Origin of the sequence: Janthinobacterium sp. 344 (assembly GCF_900112025.1) — a bacterium.
In the GTDB taxonomy this organism is placed as follows: Bacteria; Pseudomonadota; Gammaproteobacteria; order Burkholderiales; family Burkholderiaceae_D; genus Janthinobacterium.
The window spans coordinates 48800-67870 of sequence record NZ_FOKL01000016.1; the positions used below are offsets into that span (position 1 = coordinate 48800).

14 protein-coding genes are annotated in these 19071 nt (G+C 63.8%); 7 read left to right on the top strand and 7 right to left on the bottom strand.

Annotated features, from left to right (window positions below):
* Window positions 1–117: 117 nt before the first annotated feature.
* The 3 genes from BM193_RS27105 to BM193_RS27115 all read right to left on the bottom strand — a co-directional run bounded on the left by BM193_RS27105 (window position 118) and on the right by BM193_RS27115 (window position 2725).
* A complete protein-coding gene (locus tag BM193_RS27105) occupies window positions 118–837 on the bottom strand; it encodes a TIGR00266 family protein (RefSeq protein ID WP_092804208.1) in 720 nt (239 codons plus the stop codon).
* A gap of 133 nt (window positions 838–970) precedes the next feature.
* On the bottom strand, window positions 971–1546 hold the full coding sequence (locus BM193_RS27110; protein WP_092804211.1) for a TerD family protein: 576 nt from the start codon (window positions 1544–1546) through the stop codon (window positions 971–973).
* Between the two features lie 99 nt (window positions 1547–1645).
* On the bottom strand, window positions 1646–2725 hold the full coding sequence (locus BM193_RS27115) for a DUF475 domain-containing protein (RefSeq protein ID WP_092804214.1): 1080 nt from the start codon (window positions 2723–2725) through the stop codon (window positions 1646–1648).
* A gap of 241 nt (window positions 2726–2966) precedes the next feature.
* Here BM193_RS27115 and BM193_RS27120 point away from each other — a divergent pair, with 241 nt between their 5' ends.
* The 7 genes from BM193_RS27120 to BM193_RS28920 all read left to right on the top strand — a co-directional run bounded on the left by BM193_RS27120 (window position 2967) and on the right by BM193_RS28920 (window position 14400).
* Window positions 2967–3392: a divergent PAP2 family protein gene (locus BM193_RS27120; RefSeq protein ID WP_092804217.1), complete on the top strand. Its 426-nt coding sequence runs from the start codon at window positions 2967–2969 to the stop codon at window positions 3390–3392.
* 241 nt (window positions 3393–3633) lie between these two features.
* Window positions 3634–4803: an efflux RND transporter periplasmic adaptor subunit gene (locus tag BM193_RS27125; RefSeq protein ID WP_092804219.1), complete on the top strand. Its 1170-nt coding sequence runs from the start codon at window positions 3634–3636 to the stop codon at window positions 4801–4803.
* 3 nt (window positions 4804–4806) lie between these two features.
* The gene (locus BM193_RS27130; RefSeq protein ID WP_092804222.1) at window positions 4807–8028 is read left to right on the top strand and encodes an efflux RND transporter permease subunit; all 3222 of its coding nucleotides are present in this window, start codon (window positions 4807–4809) and stop codon (window positions 8026–8028) included.
* Window positions 8029–8192: 164 nt separating this feature from the next.
* Window positions 8193–9701, top strand: coding sequence for an efflux transporter outer membrane subunit (locus tag BM193_RS27135; protein ID WP_092804225.1), 1509 nt, complete (start codon window positions 8193–8195; stop codon window positions 9699–9701).
* Between the two features lie 34 nt (window positions 9702–9735).
* Window positions 9736–10896: an efflux RND transporter periplasmic adaptor subunit gene (locus BM193_RS27140; RefSeq protein WP_092832577.1), complete on the top strand. Its 1161-nt coding sequence runs from the start codon at window positions 9736–9738 to the stop codon at window positions 10894–10896.
* A gap of 14 nt (window positions 10897–10910) precedes the next feature.
* Window positions 10911–13979: an efflux RND transporter permease subunit gene (locus tag BM193_RS27145; RefSeq protein WP_092804231.1), complete on the top strand. Its 3069-nt coding sequence runs from the start codon at window positions 10911–10913 to the stop codon at window positions 13977–13979.
* Between the two features lies 1 nt (window position 13980).
* Window positions 13981–14400 carry a hypothetical protein gene (locus BM193_RS28920; RefSeq protein WP_175533437.1) on the top strand — a complete coding sequence of 140 codons (420 nt, stop codon included), beginning with the start codon at window positions 13981–13983 and terminating at the stop codon, window positions 14398–14400.
* Window positions 14401–14450: 50 nt separating this feature from the next.
* Here BM193_RS28920 and BM193_RS27155 read toward each other — a convergent pair whose 3' ends face one another.
* From BM193_RS27155 to BM193_RS27170, 4 genes are all read right to left on the bottom strand, one after another.
* Window positions 14451–14825 carry a hypothetical protein gene (locus tag BM193_RS27155; RefSeq protein ID WP_092804237.1) on the bottom strand — a complete coding sequence of 125 codons (375 nt, stop codon included), beginning with the start codon at window positions 14823–14825 and terminating at the stop codon, window positions 14451–14453.
* 272 nt (window positions 14826–15097) lie between these two features.
* Window positions 15098–16021: an SAM hydrolase/SAM-dependent halogenase family protein gene (locus BM193_RS27160; protein WP_092804240.1), complete on the bottom strand. Its 924-nt coding sequence runs from the start codon at window positions 16019–16021 to the stop codon at window positions 15098–15100.
* 16 nt (window positions 16022–16037) lie between these two features.
* Window positions 16038–18536: a TonB-dependent receptor plug domain-containing protein gene (locus tag BM193_RS27165; RefSeq protein WP_254786445.1), complete on the bottom strand. Its 2499-nt coding sequence runs from the start codon at window positions 18534–18536 to the stop codon at window positions 16038–16040.
* 116 nt (window positions 18537–18652) lie between these two features.
* Window positions 18653–19071 (bottom strand): IS1595 family transposase (locus BM193_RS27170; protein WP_139229975.1); only part of this gene is annotated, 419 nt, incomplete at its 5' end.

The window sequence follows — 19071 nt, forward strand, 5'->3', positions numbered from 1 at the left end:
CCTGACAAAACCGTAGCGAGCGGAAGGAAGAGGTGGCCGAGAAGCGCAACCGTACTAAAGTACGGTGAGCATCGCAGGCCGCCTATGCCGACGCGTAGTAGGTTTGGTCAGGTGCCTCTAGCCAGCCTTGCCGCTGGCCGTCCATTTTAAGAACGCGTCGCGGTTGCGCGAGCAGATGAAGACCTTGCCCGAGCCGGAAAAGCGCAGCACGATGCCTTCGCCGCTGGTCACGCTGTTGACGATATTGCCGAGGAAGCCGCCGATACCGCCGCCGCCGCCCGCGCCGCCGCCCGTGGTCACGGAAATCTCGTATTTCAGGCTATTGTCCCAGCACACCACGTGGGAATTGTCGATCACGACGTCCTTGCCCGGCTCGACGTCGAGCTGGAACATGGAGCCGAAGCCCGACACCACCACTTGCCCCGTGCCGGCCGTCTCCATGACGAAGAAGCCGCCCGACTGGGCGAACAGCGCGTTGCCGATGCTTTGCGTGCGCACCTTCATTTCCGTGCCCGAAGTGGCGGCGACAAAGGCGCCGTCGTTGAGCAGGTACTGGCGCGCGCCCACGTCGACCACTTCGATGGCGCCCGGCAGGGTGGGCGAGAGCAGGCAATCGCCGCTGCCGCGCACCGCTTCGATGTGCTGCTGGAAGAACGATTCGCCATTCGCGAAACGGCGCATGATGGCGCTGCCCAGGCCGCCTGTCATCTTGCCCTTCAAATCGAGCGCCGTTTCCATCATCACCATCGCATCGGATTCGCAATAGATGGTTTCGCCCTGTTTCATGCTGACGTGGAGGAAAGGATCGACGTCGCCCGTGACACTAAATACCGGCATGATAAATCTCCCAAAAAAAAAGCCGCCTGAACTGTGCAGGCGGCAGTAATGATATGACAAAAGTACCATTCACCTCGGAAAACCGTCGCGGGCACGCCGCATGCGCGGCGCGGCAGGTTTACCGGGCGTGAATTTAAGCGTTCACGCCGAAGGAGCGGGCGAGGGGGCCCAGGCCGCCGTTGAAGCCCTGGCCGATGGCCTTGAACTTCCATTCGCCGTTGTAGCGGTAGATCTCGCCAAAGATCATCGCCGTTTCCGTCGAGCTGTCTTCGGACAGGTCGTAGCGGGCGATTTCGCGTTCGCCTTCCGCGTTCAGGCAGCGGATGAAGGCTTTCGAGACCATGCCGAAGTTCTGGCGGCGCGCGTCGGCGTCGTGGATGGTCACGGTGATGCTGATGCGGTCGATGTCGGCCGGCACACGGGTCAGGTCGATTTCGATGCGCTCATCGTCGCCCTCGCCTTCGCCGGTCTGGTTATCGCCCGTGTGGACGACGGAACCGTCGGTCGACTTCAGGTTGTTGTAGAAGATGAAGTCAGAGTCGCCACGGACTTTGCCGTCGCTTTTCAGGAGGAAGGCGCTGCCGTCAAGGTCGAAGGTGGCGCCGTCGGTCGAACGAGGATCCCAGCCGAGGCCGACGATGATCTTCTTCAGGTTCGGTGCTTCCTTGCTCAGGTTGACGTTGCCGCCTTTTTGCAAACTGATTGCCATGTGGTGCTCCTTAAATAATTAAACTTAATCATGCCTTCATGGGATGAGCGCAAGGCGCTCGTGCCATCACTCTCTCAATTGGGGGCGGAACCCCCGATTTCAAGCTTGTGCCGCGTGCCGCTTGCGATAACGCAAGGATGACCACAGCGAGACCAGGATGAAGGCCACGCCCGACAGGCCCGTGAACCACTCTGGAATATGGTACTTGACGGAACCCAGCATGATCAAGGCCAGGATGCCGATCGCATAATGGGCGCCGTGCTCGAGGTAGACGAACTCGTCCAGGGTGCCCTTGTGCACCAGGAACACCGTCATCGAGCGCACGAACATGGCGCCGATGGCCAGGCCCAGCATGATGATGACGACGTCGTTGGTGATGGCAAAGGCGCCGATCACGCCGTCAAAGCTGAACGAGGCATCCAGCACTTCCAGGTACAAGAACCCGCCGATGCTGCCGCGCGCCACGGTTTTCACCAGGTCGCCATTGCCGCTTTTCGCCGGCGCCGCATCGTCGTCATCGCCTTGCAGGTCCGGTTCGCCTTCTTCCAGCAAGCCGCTGATCCAGTTCACGCCGATGTAGACGGCGATGCCGACGATGCCCGACGCCAGCACGCTGTATTTGGCTTCCGCAGGGCCCATGGCCACGCAGGCGGCCACGGCGCCCATGGTGATCAGCACGGCCAGGCTTTCGGTGCCCAGCGCGTTGACTTTTTCCTCGGCCCAGCCCAGCCAGTGCAATTCCTTCTCATCGTCGAACAGGAAGTTCAGGAACACCAGCAGCAAAAAGGCGCCGCCGAAGGCCGCCACTTGCGCGTGGTTGTCCGTCAGGTGCTTGGCGTACACGTCGGGCGTGGTGGTGGCCATGGTCCACACATCGACCAGGCCCAGGCCCGTGGCCACGGAAACGATGACCAGCGGGAACAGCAGGCGCATGCCGAACACGGCCACGAGGATACCCACCGTCAAAAACAGTTTTTGCCAGAATTCATTCCAGTGGCGCAAGACCGAGGCGTTGACGACGGCATTGTCGAACGACAGCGAGACTTCCATGATGCCCAGCACGCCCGTGATCCACAGCGCCTGGATCATGCCCGCCGTGCCGCCATGGCTGTAACCCCACCAGCCGGACACCGCCATGAGGATGAAGGTAACGAAGAAAGAAATTCTGAAATGCCGCATGGATACCCCGTTGTGTGGAAAGACGTTTGACTATCGGCGCGGCGCTTGGCGCCGCATCCAGTGTTGATATACGTCAATTGTTGTATATGCCATGATTTTATATTACTTGCCGCCGGGGACGGCGTTTTATACGGCGCTGAGGGACAGTTCTGCTGGCGCGGCCGATCTGCGATAATTGCGGCGCGCCAGTTCGGCTGCCGCAGCCCCTGACACACACTCTACCTATAAGAAGGAATACCCCGTGGATATCGCTTACCTCGTCACGCCCCTGATCACCTGGATCCTGGTCGGACCGATCAAATTCCTGATCAACAGCGCCCGCACGCGCCAATGGGCATTTGGCCTGGTCGGCAATGGCGGCTTTCCCAGCAACCATAGCGCCGTCGTTTCCAGCATGGCGACCCTGATCGCCTTGCGCGAAGGCATCGGCCATCCCGCCTTCGGCGTGGCCGTGACCCTGGCCTTCATCGTCATCATCGACGCCAACAGCCTGCGCCAGCACGTGGGTAAGCAGGCCGCCGCCATCAACCGCCTGGCCGGGGAAGCGTCCAGCGCCGCGCACAAGACCTTGCGCGAGCGCATGGGCCATACCCTGGTGGAAATCGCCGGCGGCCTGTGCACGGGCGTGGCGATCGGTTTCCTGGTCAACTATGTGTTTGGCCGTTAAGTTTCATTCTTGCTGAAACGCAAAACCCCGCCGGAAGGCGGGGTTTTGCGTTTCAGGGCGGAAAAACTACGTTTCATCCACCGATTAAAGCATTACAGGAAACCGCCGATTGACATGGCCAGAGGCGCTCATGGATACTTTGGCGCTTGTGGTTTTAATAAAAATAATTACCTGCTATTGCCTGACTGCCCTATCCGGGTGGCCGGGCTGGTGGCGGTGCTATCTATCCGGAGAATTACCCATGTTGCGCAAAACCCTGTTCGTTCTGGCAATCGCTTCTGCCTTGGCCGCTTGTGGCAAAGAGTCCAAAGATCCTGGCAAGGGCGGCGGCAAGGACGAGAAGGCCAGCGCCGCCGTCAATTTGCTGGTATCCCCGGAAGACGTGCTGACCATTCAGAGCAATGCGCTGGCGTCGGGTCCCGTCATCACCGGCTCGGTGCAGCCCGAGCGCAATGCGGACTTGCGCGCCGAAGTCTCGGCCGTGGTGATCCAGGTCATGAAGGAAAATGGCGAAGCCGTGAAGCGCGGCGACGTGCTGGTGCGCCTGGATGAGACGGCCATCCGCGACAGCCTCAATTCGGCCGAGGAAGCCAGCCGCGCCTCGGGCCAGGTGCTGGAACAGTCGGAACGCATGTTCCAGCGCATGAAAACCCTGCGCGCCTCGGGCATGACCTCGACGCAGGCGCTGGAAGACGCGGAAATCCGCCGCAACAATGCGCAGAGCGACCTGTCGGCCGCGAAGAGCCGTGCCGCCCAGGCGCGCCAGCAGTTGCAGCGCACGCTCGTGCGCGCGCCGTTCGATGGCATCGTCAGCGAGCGCAAGGTATCGAATGGCGATACGGCGCAGATCGGCAAGGAATTGATCAAGGTCATCGACCCGACCAGCATGCGTCTGGAGGGCCTGGTGTCGGCCGACAAGATCGGCGTCGTCAAGGTGGGCCAGCCCGTGCTGTTCCGCATCAATGGCTATCCGGGACAGGATTTCGCGGGCAAGGTGCGCCGCGTCGATCCGGCCGCCAACGCCGTCACGCGCCAGGTGGCCGTGCTCGTCGATTTCAACGACAAGCAACAGCCGCGCGTGGCCGGCCTGTATGCGGAAGGGCGCATCGAGACGGAAACCATCAGCGCGCTGATGATCCCCGACTCGGCCCTGGTGAAGGCTGGCGACGTGACGTACACGTGGAAAGTCAAGGACAAGGCCCTGCATAAAGCCACCTTGCGCATCGGCGCGCGCGACGTGCGCACGGGCCAGTGGGAAGTGCAAAGCGGCCTGGCCAGTGGCGACACCGTGCTGCGCACGCCGGGCTCGACCTTCAAGGATGGCCAGAAAGTGGAGCTGACGGCGGCCAAGGCCGTGCCGGCCGCAGCCGTCGCCAGCAGCAGCACCGCCGTTGCCGGTAAAGGAAACTAAGCCATGTTCCTGTCCGATTTCAGTATCAAGCGGCCCACGGCCACCATCGTCCTGATCCTGGCGATGATGTGCGTCGGCTTGCTGGCGCTCAAGAAACTGCGCGTCAACCAGAATCCCGACGTCGAAGTACCGTTCATCGTCGTCAGCATTCCCTACCCTGGCGCCTCGCCCGACACGGTCGAGCGCGAAGTGGTCAACCGCCTGGAAAAATCCTTGCAGAGCATTTCCGGCGTAACGGAAATCAACAGCGATTCGAACGAAGGCTCGGCCAGCATCTTCCTGAAGTTTTCCTTCAAGACGAATCTGATCGAAGCGTCCGACGATATCCGCAACGCCATCGCCGCCGTGCGCTACAAGCTGCCGCTGGAAATGCGCGAACCGATCCTGCAGCGCATCGATCCGGGCGCCGAGCCGATCATGCAGCTGGCCCTGTCGTCGAGCGTGCAAAGCCATGCGGAAATCTCGCGCCTGGCCGAAGACGTGCTGTCGGACCGCTTCCGCGCCGTCGATGGCGTGGCGCTGGTGAACGTGGGCGGCTCGCTGAAGCGCGAGCTGTCCGTGCTGCTGCGCGCGGAAAAGCTGCGCGAATACAACGTGTCCGTCAGCGACGTCGTCACCGCCTTGCGCAACCAGAACACCAATGCGCCGGTGGGCAAGGTGCGCGGCATCCTGGACGAGAAAAGCATCCGCCTGGTGGGCCGCATCGAATCGCCATCGGACTTCGAGCAAGTGGTGATCAAGCGCCGCGGCGAGGAAATCGTGCGCCTGGCGCAAGTGGCGACCATCGAGGATGGCTTTGCCGAAGTCAACAGCTTGAGCGTGCGCAGCGGCAAGCCGAACGTGGGCATTTCGATCACCCGCGTGCGCGACGCGTCCACCGTCAGCGTGGCCAACAAGATCCGCGACATGGTGGCGGAGATCAACAAGACTTTGCCAAAAGGCACGATCCTGCAAGTGACGCGCGACGGGGGCGAAAATGCCCAGCATAGCCTGAACAACGTCATCGAATCGCTGGTGCTGGGCGCCGTGCTGACGATCTTCGTCGTGTATGCCTTCCTGAACTCGTGGCGTTCGACCCTGATCACGGCGCTGAGCCTGCCCACGTCCGTGATCGCCGCCTTCATCGCCGTATGGCTGTGCGGCTTCACCCTGAACTTCATGACCTTGCTGGGCCTGTCGCTGGCCATCGGCGTGCTGATCGATGACGCCATCGTGGTGCGCGAAAACATCGTGCGCCACATGCAGATGGGCAAGGACCGCCGCACGGCGGCGCTGGAAGGCACGGCCGAGATCGGCATGGCCGTGGCGGCGACGACGTTTTCCATCATCGCCGTGTTCATTCCCGTGGCCTTCATGCCGGGGATCTCCGGTGAATGGTTCCGTCCGTTCGCTCTCACCGTGACGTGCTCGGTGCTCGTCAGCCTGGGCATCTCGTTTACGCTCGACCCCATGCTGTCGGCCTACTGGGGCGACCCGGTGGAGGAGCATGCGGCGCCGAAAAAGGGCATCGGCCGCGTGCTGGAGAAATTCAACCACTGGTTCGACCACCAGGCCGACCGCTACGGCAGGGTCATCGCCTGGGCCCTGCATCACCGCCGCTGGATGGCCGTGATCGCTTTCGGCAGCCTGGTGGGCGCCATCGCCCTGCACGCCACGCACGGCGGCACGAGCTTCCTGCCGGCATCGGATTCAGGCAATCTGATGATCAATGTGCGCACGCCGTCGTCGAGCAGCATCGAGTATTCGCGTTTGAAACTGGAAGCGGCGGCCGTGCTGGCGCGCACCTTGCCTGAAACCAAGGACACCAACAGCTCCATCAATGCGGGCGGTGGCCGCGTGTATGTCGACATCGGCAAGCGCAACACGCGCAAGCGCTCGGCCAAGGAAATCGCCACCGAACTGCGCGAGAAGATGTCGCGCCTGGTGGGCGCCGAATACGTGGTGCTCGACGACTTGAGCAACGGCGCGCAAAAGCCGATCCAGGTGGAATTCACGGGCCCGGATTCGCGCAAGCTCATGGAAATTACCAACGCCTACATGGACAAGCTGCGCGCCATTCCCGGCGCCGTCGACGTGGGCCTGTCCGAGCAGGATCCGAAGAACGAGCTGCAGATTGAGCTCAACCGTGGCCTGGCCAACTCGATGGGCATTTCCGTCAATGATGCGGCGCAATCGTTGCGCGTGGCCTTTGCCGGCGTGGAAGTGGGCGACTGGGTCGATCCGACGGGCGAAACGCGCGACGTGGCCGTGCGCCTGCATCCCGACGACCGCGTGGCGTCCGAGAACATCGAGCGCCTGCCGATCAGCGTGACGGGCACGTCGCAAATGGTGCCGCTGGACCAGATCGCCAATATCACCATGGGCAAGGGACCCTCCGGCATCGAGCACAAGAATGGCAAGCGCACGATCACCGTGTCGGCCAATGCGCAGGGCCGCTCGAACGGCGAAGTGACCACCGATGCCATGAAGCTGGCCAACTCCATCGATTTCCCGCCCGGCTACGGCCTGGCGCTGGGCGGTGCCGGCCAGGACCAGCAAGAGCTGTTCACGGAAATGCTGATCGCGCTGGTGATGGGTATCGGCCTGATGTATTTGATCCTGGTGATGCAGTTTGGTTCCTTCACGGCGCCCGTGGCCGTGATGATGTCGTTGCCGCTGAGCCTGATCGGCGTGGTGGTGGCGCTGGTGATCACCGAGAACACCCTCAACCTGATGAGCTTTATCGGCATCATCATGTTGATGGGCCTGGTCGCCAAGAACGCCATCCTGCTGCTCGACGCGGCGCGCAAGCGCGAGGAAGAGGGACATGGCCGCGAAGACGCGCTGATGTATGCGGGCCGCATGCGTCTGCGCCCCATCCTGATGACCACGTTTGCCCTGATCGCCGGCATGTTCCCCGTGGCGCTGGGCCTGGGCGAGGGTGGCGAGTTCTACCGTCCCCTGGCGATCGCCATCATCGGCGGCACCATCACCTCGACCATCCTGACCCTGCTGGTGGTGCCGACCTTCTATGACAGCATCGAGATCGCGCGCGATGCCGCCGTGGCCAAGTTCCACCGCCGCGCCGCGCGCATGCCCGTGGCCGTGGCCATGATATTGACCTTGCTCGAATGCGTGCTGACCTTGCTGATGGTGCGCTTCGTCTACCGCATGCTGAAGAAAGCCGTGCTGTTCCTGATGGGACGCCGCGCGCCGAAGGCAAGCTCCGTCAGCCTGCAAAAGTAAGCCAGGCAGCCTCGGCTGCGCAATCCTTGTGCCAAGTCAAAGAGCCTTCTTCGGAAGGCTCTTTTTACGTCTGGTGCTCTACAATCGTAGAGCGGATGGCGGCGCCTCCGCGATGTTCTTCCATCCGCTCACGCTGTGCTACTGCAAGGTATCGGATAAGAATCATGCTCTCCAGCAAACGGCAGCCCCGTCCCGGCATCGTCTTCACGCTGTGCCTGCTGGCTGGCTGCGCCGTCGGGCCTGACTTCCGGCATCCCGCGGCGCCGGCTGGTGACGAGCGCTACACGCCGGCGCCCTTGCCATTGGAAACGGCGTCGGCGCCGGGCCCCGGCGGCGAGGCGCAGCGCTTTGTGCCGGGCCAGGATATTCCCGCGCAGTGGTGGGCGCTGTTTCAATCGCCGGCCCTGGACCGGCTGGTGCGCGATGCCCTGACGCGCAGCCCCGGCCTGGCGTCGGCCCAGGCGGCGCTGCGCCAGGCCGATGAAAATTATCGGGCCCTGGCCGGCAGCCTGCTGTATCCCGAGGTGGACGCCCGGCTGGGCGTGAGCCGCGAAAAGACCAGCCGCCTGGAGGGACAGGGCGGCGTCTTCAATTTGTACAACGCCTCGGTGAATGTATCGTATGCGTTGGACGTGTTTGGTGGCAACAAGCGCCAACTGGAAGGCTTGCAGGCGCTGGTCGATTATCAGCAGTACCAGCTCGAAGCGGCCTACCTGGCCCTGACGGCCAACCTGGTGACGACGGCGATCCGTGAAGCGTCGCTGCGCGGACAACTGCAGGCGACGGGCGAGGTGCTCGATGCGCAGCAGAAGCAGCTCGACGTGATCGAGCTGCAATTCCAGTTCGGCGCGATTGCGCGCGCGACGGTCCTGCTTCAGCGCAATACGGTGGCGCAGACGCGCGCCAGCGTGCCGCCGCTGGAAAAGGCCCTGGCCCTGACGCGCCACCAGCTCGCCGTCTACGCGGGCCGCTTGCCCGGTGAAGGGGGGATGCCTGAATTCGACCTGCCGTCGCTGCGCCTGCCGCAGGACTTGCCGCTATCGCTGCCATCGGCCTTGGTGCGCCAGCGTCCCGACATCCGCGCCAGCGAAGCGCTGTTGCAGCAGGCCAGCGCGCTGATCGGCGTGGCCACGGCCAACCAATATCCGCAAATCACCTTGACGGGCAACTACGGTTCGCTGGCGTCCAGCTTGCCCGCCCTGCTGCAAGGCGCATCCTCCGTCTGGGGCGTGGCCGCCGGGCTGGCCCAGCCCCTGTTCAATGGCGGCGCCTTGCGCGCCAGGCGGCGTGCCGCCATCGCCGCCTACGAGGTGGCCGCCGCCGGCTACCGCGCCACGGTGCTGGGCGCCTTCCAGAACGTGGCCGACAGCCTGCGGGCGCTCGAGGCGGACGCCGCCGCGCTGCGGCAGCAGGCCGAGGTGGCGGCGCTGGCCAGCGAATCGCTGGCGCTGAGCACGCAGCAATTCAAGCTGGGCGCCATCAGTTACCTGTCCCTGCTCGATGCCCAGCGCACGTATCAGCAAGCCAGGGTGGGCCTGGTGCAGGCGCAGGCGGCGCGCTATGCGGACAGCGCCGCGCTGTTCCAGGCGCTGGGCGGCGGCTGGTGGAACCGTCCCGCGCTCGATCCGGTGCCCGCCGCCACGGCCCTGCCGGCGAGGGCCGGCACAGACTGATTTTTGGGACGCCACAATCACAAGGGGGGCATCCATGACGAAACGCACGAAGCGCATGCTGATCATGCTGGGGGCGGTGCTGCTGTTGCTTGCCCTGCTGGCGCTGGGTTTCTTCCTGCATATCCGGCAACTCATGGCCAGCGCGCCCAAGCCCGCGCCGCAGACGGTGTCGGCCACCATCATCCGCCGCGCGCAATGGCAGCCGCAGCTGTCGTCGGTGGGCACCATGGTGGCCGTGCGCGGCGTCGACGTGGCCAGTGAAATAGCCGGCCTGGTCAGGTCCGTCCATTTCAAGTCGGGGCAGGAGGTGGCCGCGGGGCAGCTGCTGGTGCAGCTGAACGCCGAGGCCGATATCGCGCAATTGCGCGCCCTGCAGGCGGCGGCCGACCTGGCCGCTTCCGTGCTCAGGCGCGACCAGCAGCAATTCGCCGTGCAAGCCATCAGCCAGGCGCAGATCGACAGCGACGAGGCCGACCTGAAAAGCCGGCAAGCCCTGGCCGCGCAACAAGCGGCGCTGGTGGAAAAGAAAACCATCCGCGCGCCGTTCGCGGGCAAGCTGGGCATTACCACCGTCAATCCCGGCCAGTACCTGAATCCCGGCGACAAGATCGTGACCTTGCAAACCATCGATCCCATCTACGTGAATTTCTATATCCCGCAAAAGCAGCTGAGCGGCCTGCAAGTGGGGCAAGCCTTGAAGCTGTCCAGCGACGCGTATGCGAACACGGCCTTTGCGGGCAAGGTCAGCGCCATCAGTTCCAAGGTCGATCCCGCCACGCGCAACGTGCAGGTCGAGGCCACGGTGGCCAATCCGAAACGGCAATTGTTGCCGGGCATGTTTGCCAATGTGCACGTGGAAGCGGGCGACACGCGGCAATACCTGACCTTGCCGCAAACGGCGATCACCTACAACCCGTATGGTTCCACCGTCTTCGTCGTGCAGCCGGCGCGGCAAGCCCGGCAGACAGCCAAGGACGCAACGCCGCCGCCCAAGGCGGGCGAACTGGTGGTGCAGCAGGTATTCGTGACGACGGGCGAGACGCGCGGCGACCAGGTGGCCGTGCTGACGGGCCTGGCCGAAGGGCAGCAAGTGGTCACCAGCGGGCAGATCAAGCTCAAGAACGGCAGCCCCGTGGTGATCAGCAACACGGTCGAGCCGCGCAACAATCCGCAGCCCACGCCGCAGGAACATTGAGTCGAGGCGCCGCCATGAACTTCACCGATATTTTTATCCGCCGGCCCGTGCTGGCCATGGTGGTCAGTCTGCTGCTGGTGGTGCTGGGCTTGCGCTCGCTGTTCAGCTTGCCCATCAACCAGTATCCGAAGACGCAAAACGCCGTGGTGACCATTTCCACCACCTATTACGGCGCCGATGCGCAGACGGTGGCGGGCTTTATCACGCAGCCGCTGGAGTCGGCCATCGCCCAGGCGCAGGGCATCGATTACCTGTCATCGTCGAGCAGCAGCGGCGTGTCGACCATCACGGCCACCTTGCGCCTGAACTATGACGCCAACCGTGCCCTGACGCAAATCAATACCCAGGTCAGTTCCGTGCGCAACCAGTTGCCGGCGCAAGCCCAGGCGCCCGTGCTGACGGTGGAAACGGGGCAGACGACGGACGCCATGTATCTGGGCTTCTACAGCAAGACCTTGCCGACGAATAACGTCACGGATTTTCTCAGCCGCGTGGTCAAGCCCAAGCTCGATTCCGTCAGCGGCGTGCAGACGGCGGAACTGCTGGGTGCGCGCCTGTTTGCCTTGCGCGCCTGGCTCGATGCGTCGAAGATGGCCGCGTTTGGCGTCACGGCCGCCGATGTCAGCACTGCACTGGGCAACAATAATTACCTGGCCGCGCTCGGCTCCAGCAAGGGACAGATGGTGACGATACCGTTGACGGCCGGCACGGACCTGCATTCCGTGGACGAATTCAAAAAACTCGTCGTCAAGCGCAGCGGCGACGCCATCGTGCGCCTGGAAGACCTGGCCACGGTCGTGCTGGGGTCGGAAAACTATGACTTCAACGTCGCCTTCAGCGGCGTGCGCTCCGTCTTCATCGGCATCAAGGTGGCGCCGGAAGCCAATATCCTCGACGTGGCCGAGCGCGTGCGCGCCGCCTTCCCCGACATCCAGTCGCAGCTGCCGGCCGGCCTGACGGGCGAGATCGTGTATGACTCCACGTTCTTCATCAATACCTCCATCCGCGAAGTCATCAAGACCCTGGTCGAGACGCTGCTGATCGTCACCATCGTCATCTACCTGTTCCTGGGCAGCCTGCGCGCCGTCATCGTGCCCGTGATCGCCATGCCGCTGTCCCTGGTCGGCACGTTTACGGTGATGCTGGCGCTCGGCTATTCGATCAATCTGCTGACTTTGCTGGCCATCGTGCTGGCCATCGGCCTGGTGGTCGACGACGCCATCATCGTGGTGGAAAACGTCGACCGCCACATGAAGCAGGGCCAGTCGCCGCTCGATGCCAGCCTGCTGGCGGCGCGCGAGCTGGGCAGCCCGATCCTGGCCATGACGGTGGTGCTGATCGCCGTCTATGTGCCCATCGGTTTCCAGGGCGGCCTGACGGGCGCGCTGTTTACGGAGTTCGCGTTTACCCTGGCTGGCGCCGTGGCCGTCTCGGGCGTGGTGGCCTTGAGCCTGTCGCCCATGATGTGTTCGCGCTTCTTTCGGCCGGAACAGGATAGCGGGCGTTTCGTGCACGCTATCGACCGCGTGTTCGGCAAGGTGCATGAGCGTTACCGGCGCATCCTGCACAGTTTGCTCGACACCTGGCTGGTGCTGATCGTGCTGGCGGCGATACTGATGCTGGTGCTGGGCCTGATGTTCAAGATGTCGCAGTCCGAACTGGCGCCCGAGGAAGACCAGGGCGTGGTCCTGTCGCAAGTGGTGGGCGACCCGACGGCCACCTCGGACCAGATGCAGACGTATGCCGAGCAGATCTACCAGGTGGCCAAGGCCATGCCCGAATACAGCCAGATGTTCCAGATCACGGGCGTGCCGACGGTTAACTCGGGTTTTGGCGGCATGCTGATGACGCCGTGGGATACGCGCACGCGCAGCGCACGGGAAGTGCAGCAGGACTTGCAGGCGGGCTGGAACCGGATCGCCGGCGCGCGCGTCGCCGCCTTCCAGTTTCCCGCCTTGCCCGGCTCATCGGGCTTGCCGGTGCAGTTTGTCATCACCACCACGGAACCGTTTGAAAACCTCGATGCCATTGCGCAGCAGGTGCTGGAGAAGGCGCGCGCGTCCGGCAGTTTTTATTTCATCGATACGGACTTGAAGATCGACAAGCCGCAGGCCACGGTGGTGATCGACCGCGACAACGTGGCCGCGCTGGGTATGACGCAGCAGGACGTGGGGGCGGCCCTGGGCGCGGCCCTGGGCGGCGGCTACGTGAATTACTTTTCCATCGCGGGCCGCTCCTACAAGGTGATCCCGCAAGTGCTGCAGGTGGACCGGCTGAACCCGTCCGAAGTGCTGGATTTCCATATCAAGACGCCGGACGGCACGATGATACCGGCCAGCACCGTGGCGCATATCCGCTACGACGTCGTGCCCGAATCGATCAACCGCTTCCAGCAGCTCAATTCCGTGACACTGTCCGGCGTCTCCGGCGCCTCGCAGGGCGACGTGCTGGCCATGTTGCGCAACACCTTGGCCGAGGTGGCGCCCAGCGGCTACACGGCCGACTATTCGGGCCAGTCGCGCCAGTACGTGCAGGAGTCGGGCGGCTTTGTCGTCACCATGCTGTTTGCCGTGGTGATCGTCTTCCTGGCACTGGCGGCGCAGTTCGAGAGTTTCCGCGACCCCGTCGTGATCCTCGTCTCGGTGCCGCTGGCCCTGTTTGGCGCCACCATGTTCATTTTCCTCGGCTTTGCCTCGATCAACATTTATACGGAGGTGGGGCTGGTGACGCTGATGGGGCTGATCAGCAAGCACGGCATCCTGATCGTGGAGGTGGCCAACCAGCTGCAAAAGACGGGCAAGAGCAAGCGCGAGGCGGTGGAAGAGGCGGCCGGCGTGCGCCTGCGTCCCATATTGATGACGACGGCGGCCATGGTGTTTGGCGTGTTGCCGCTGGTGATCGCCTCGGGTGCGGGAGCGGCGGGGCGCCACGCGATGGGCCTGGTGATCTTTACAGGCTTGTCCATCGGCACCCTGTTTACCCTGTTCGTCGTGCCCGCCATGTACCTGTTCCTGGCCGCCGACCACCAGGCCTTGCGTGCCGGCGCGGCGCAGGCGGCGCCCAAGGAAGCGCCGGCGCAGTGAGGTGCGGGACGCCGCACGCAAGAGCGCAAGCAAGGCGGAACGCAGAAGTAAACAAGACAGCAAGCGTCACGAAGATGGCGGGCATGAAGAAGACCGGCGTAAAGAAGAGGGCCGGCGTAAAGAAGATGATCGGCGTAAAGAAAAGGCCGGCGTCACGACGATAGCGAGAGCAAAGAAGAAGGTGAAAAGGAAGACGAAAAGGAAGACGCAAAAGAGGACGCAAAAGAGGACGCAAAAGAAGACGCAAAGGAAGATGCAAAGGAAGACGAAAAAGAAAGAAGACGCAAAAGAAAGAAGGCGCAAAAGAAAGAGGGCGCAAAAGAGAGCCTTCCCGGAAGGCTCTCCTGCATTGCCGATGGCGCATGCGAGACAAGGCGGCGCAACAGGCCGCCACGGGGCCATCGTCAATGGCTCACAATAGTTCACAATAGTTCACAATAGTTCACAATAGCTGACAATAGCTGACAATGGCTAACTATTGCGTGGTGGTGGCGTGGTCGTGCCTGTTCCCGTGCCTGTACCGGTTCCCGTGCCTGGCGTGGTGCCATTGGTGGGGGGCACGGTAGGCGGCGTGGTCGTGCCGTCGGGATTGGTGGTGCCTGGCGTGACGCCAGGGGTGGTGGTGGCGGGCGGCATGGTGCTGTCGGGCGTGGTGCTGCCGCCCGTGCCCGAGGTGCCGGAATTGCCGCTGGTGCCAGGCGTGGTGGCGGGCGCGGCATCGGGCGTGGCGGCCGGTGTCGCCGGAGCGGTGCTGGTGTCGTTGCGCTTGTTGCAACCGCCCAGCAGCGCGCACACGATGGCGGTGCCGAGGACTAGCTTGCTGGTGCTAAGGAGTGGGGCCGTCATGATTGTTCCTTTCTCGTTGGAAGGCTGTCGTGATATTTCGTCGATCGCCAAGCCGCCTGCTGGATAGTGCACAGGCAACTAGCAATGCTGGCATCGCTTGCAAAAATTAGAGTGGGCAGGCGTGCGCAGGTTCACCGCAGTTACAAATCTGCGGCGATCGGCGGCGAGATAAATGGCGTGCTTTGACATGGCGCAAGCGCGCCACGGGAACGGGGGGCGATGGGAGCGGGTGCGACCGGGCCAGGACAGGGCGCCCTGGCCGCAGGCCATGCTTATTTCGGGGAGGGCACCTTGCTCACTTCCACTTCCCAGTCCACGCCTGATTCGACATGGTGCTTGGCGGCAAAGTCACCCTGGCTGATGGCGACCGCCACGTCGAGCAGGCTGTTCAGGTAGACCAGCGGCTTGCCCTTGGCGACGCCGCCAAACGTGTGTTCAAAAGGCGCCGTGACCTTGGCCACTTGCTTGCCCTTGTGCAGGATGCGCACTTGCAGCGGGTCATGCAGTTTGACCTGCAATTCATCGAGCAGGGATTTCGGGATATTCGTCCATACATTGCCGTATTTCACGTCCAGCACGGGCACGATGCCGCGGATGGTATTGCCATCGCGCACAGGTTTTTGATAGGCAATCTTGACCACCGATTCGCTCGGCAGCTGCGGGCCCACCTGTTCGTAGGTGATGGCGCCCGACGCCAGGCGCGCGCCCACGTACGCGTACACGTCGCGGCCATGGAAGGTGTACGACTCGGCGGAGCCGGCCAGGCGGTTGACCTTTTCATCGATTTCACGCAGTTCGGCCACGCCGTCGCGTTCGGCGATCAGGGTGAACAGGCCATTGTCCGGCCCCACGAAATAGCGGCCGCCCTGGGTTTTCAGCACCACCGACTTGCGGTTCGTGCCCACGCCCGGATCGATGACGGAGACAAACACCGTGCCCTGCGGCCAGTAATTGGCCGTCTGGTACAAACGGTAGGCACCCAGCCAGATGTCGTAGTCGGGAATCTGGTGCGTCAGGTCCGAAATGGTCAGCTGGGGATCGACGCCATACGCGACGCCATGCATGGCGGACACGGCGCCATCGGCCGTGCCGAAATCCGTCATCAGCACCAGCGGGGCGGCGGCTTGCGCGGCGGACAGCATGAGGGCGCTCAGGCAGGCGCCGGCGACGAGGTGGGAGATTCGTTGGATGATCATGTGCTCTTTCCGTGTGTTAGAAGGTATAGCTCAGCTTGGCGTAGAAGTACGCGCCATTGACGCCGATGGGGTTGATGAAATTGTAGGGCAGGGCGCCGCCATACGTGGCGTTGTTGGTTTCCCGCACGCGCTGCGGATAGCGGTCGAGGATATTGTTGCCGCCCACGCTCAGGGTCAGTTGCTTGCTCAGTTTTAATTGTCCTTCCAGGTCCAGCGACCAGACGGCGCCGAAGCGCTGCGCGGGGATGCCGTCGATCAGGGGCGCATCGGCGTCGTACGAAAAATCTTTCAATTCGCCAAAGCGCGTGGCGCGCGCCTGCACGCCCCAGCCGGCCGCCTGCCAGTCGGCGCCCAGGATCAGTTTGCTGTTCGGTGAGGCGTTCTTGATGCGGAACAAACTCGTCTGCGTCAGCAAGGTCAGGTCCGGGTCGATGGCGGCCAGCGCCGTGGAACTCTGGCGTACCTTGTCCAGGCTGGTCTTGTTCAGGTTCAGGGCCGCGTTCAGGTTCAGTTTGCCCGAGGTGAAGGGCCGGTCGTGGTTCAGCACCACGTCCAGGCCCTTCGTGCGCGTGTCGAGCAGGTTGGCCAGGTAGGCGACGGACTGGATGTCGCCGCGGCCCACGCCGGCCAGGTAGGCGGTGACGGCATCGCTCTGCAAGTCGCTTGAACGCGTGATGCGGTCGCGGATGCGGATCACGTAGGCATCCACCGTCAGGCTGGTGGCGGTCGCCGGCTTCCAGGCCAGGCCCAGCGATACATTCGTCGATTTTTCCGGTTTCAGCTGTTGCGCGCCAAAGCTGCGCGCCAGCGGGTCGCTGGCCGGCAGCAGGGCCGCCGTTTGCAGGGCCGTGCCGTCCGCGTTGAAATTCAGGGTGGCGAAACGGAAACCGGTCTGCACCAGGGCCGGCGCGCGGAAACTGTTCGACAGCGAGCCGCGCACGAGGAAGGCGTCCGTGACCTTGTAGCGGCTAGACAGCTTGCCCGTGCTGGCGCTGCCGAAATCGCTGTAGTCCGAATAGCGGGCGGCGGCGCCCAGCAGCAGGCGCGGCGTCAGCTCGCTTTCCACGTCCGCATACACGGAGCGGATCTGCCGGCTGCCGTCATAGGCATCGGACGGGCGCAAGCCGGGGCCGGCCTGCGCGCCCGGGGGCGCATCGGTGTTGCCGCCGGCCGCATACGAGGCCGCATCGCCGGCCGAGCTGGTGTAACTTTCGCGCATCCATTCCGCGCCCACGGCCAGGCTGAGGGCGGCGGGCAGGCCGATGTCCACGCTGCGCGTGGCGTCCAGGTTCAGCGCGTCCTGGCGGAAGTCGAAGCCGGCCAGGTGGAAACGGGTGGGGCTGGCCGCGCCCAGCGAGGCGTTGACGGAGTGGCTCACGCCGTAGTCAAAGCGGTCGCTGCCGTGGCGCGCGCTGGCGTCCCAGTTCCACTCGCCCGCGCTGCCGCGCACGCCGGCCACCACGCTCAGGTCGCGCTTGTCGCCATTGGTGACGGGGCGGTAGCCGTTCGGATACAGGGCCGGCACGTTCGACGGGTCGCCCGGATAGCGGAAGTAGGCGCTGCCGTCCGATGTGCGCTCGTTCAGGGTGGCGAACGAGTACAGGTCGAGGCCGTTGGCGAGGGTAAGCTGGGTGTTGTAGAACAGGTAGTGGTTGCGCTGGCGCGAGTCGCCCGACTTGAACACGACCTTGCCGTCGAGCGCCTGGTCGGCCGGCGTGAAATTGTAGGAGGTCCAGCCCGCGTCGCTGGGGCCGGCCCGTTCCGTGGGCGAGCGGCGCCGCGTTTCCGCGCCGAAGCGGAAGTAGCCCGCGTCGCCCAGCGGCACGCCGTAATCCGCGTTGACGATGACGCTCTGGCCATCCGTCAGGGTTTGGCCGGTGGGGTCGAAATGCGTGTGGTTGGCGCCATAGCTGACGGAAGCGGCACCGCCCGTGCGGGCCTTCTTCAGCACGATGTTGATCACGCCCGCCACGGCGTCGCTGCCGTACTGGGCACCGGCGCCGTCGCGCAGGATTTCGATATGCTCGATGGCATTGGGTGGAATCGCATTGATGTCGACGGGCACCGTGCCGGCGAAGCTGCTTTCCGTATCGAGCACGGCGCTCGTGTGGCGGCGCTTGCCGTTGATCAGCACCAACACCTGGTCCGGCGCCAGCCCGCGCAACTGGATGCCGCGCACGGAATCCGACGCGCCGCTCGACTCGATGCGGGGGAAGTTGATCGACGGCGACAGCGCCTGCAGGGCCGCGCCCACGTCACCCGACGCCAGCGCGTTGTCTACCTCGCGGGCGCCGAAACGGTCAATGGGCACGCTGCTGTCGAACACGCTGCGGTTGCGCGCGCGCGAGCCGACGACAGTGACCTGGTCGATGCTGACGGTGGCTTGTGCTTCGGTTTCGGCAGCCATGCTGTCGGCCCAGGCGGGCGCGGCGCCCAGCATGGCGCAGGCCAGCACAATGGCGCGCAGCGGCGTGGCGGGTAGGGAGGCAGGGGCGTAAATGGGGCGCGGGTACAAGGCGGTATCCTTTGGGCTCGATTAGTGTCGGTGTGGAAACAGTTATCACGAGCTTAAGGGAGGCGCCCGCCGGCGCTAACGATTCTTTCCGGATATGCTTATGCTGTTGTTTTTGGCTATGTCACCGTCAGATGTGGGAATGCTCCCAGCGTTGCCTTCAATAATGTTTCCGGCGAGCAGATACGCTTGGCGTCGAGTATCCAGCGCCAGCCCAGGTAATTCGGCAGGTAGCGCGTCGCCACGCCGTGAAAGGGGCGTAGCCATGCCCGCAGGCGGCTGTGATATGCATTGACGTTCTGTACATGCGCGGCACCCTGCACGCGGATGCCTGCGCGCAAATTGACGGCCTGGTGGCTGATCCCCGCTTCCTTGGCAAAGGCGCGATAGGCGGCATGGCCATCGGTGACCAGCAAAATGTCCTTGTCGATGAAGTGTGGCAGGCAGGCATGCAGCTGCGCCTTCGTCAGCGCCCCTTTTCCGGTGACGAAATCGAGGGTTTGTCCCGTGCGGTCGCGCGCCACCAGGATGCAGACCT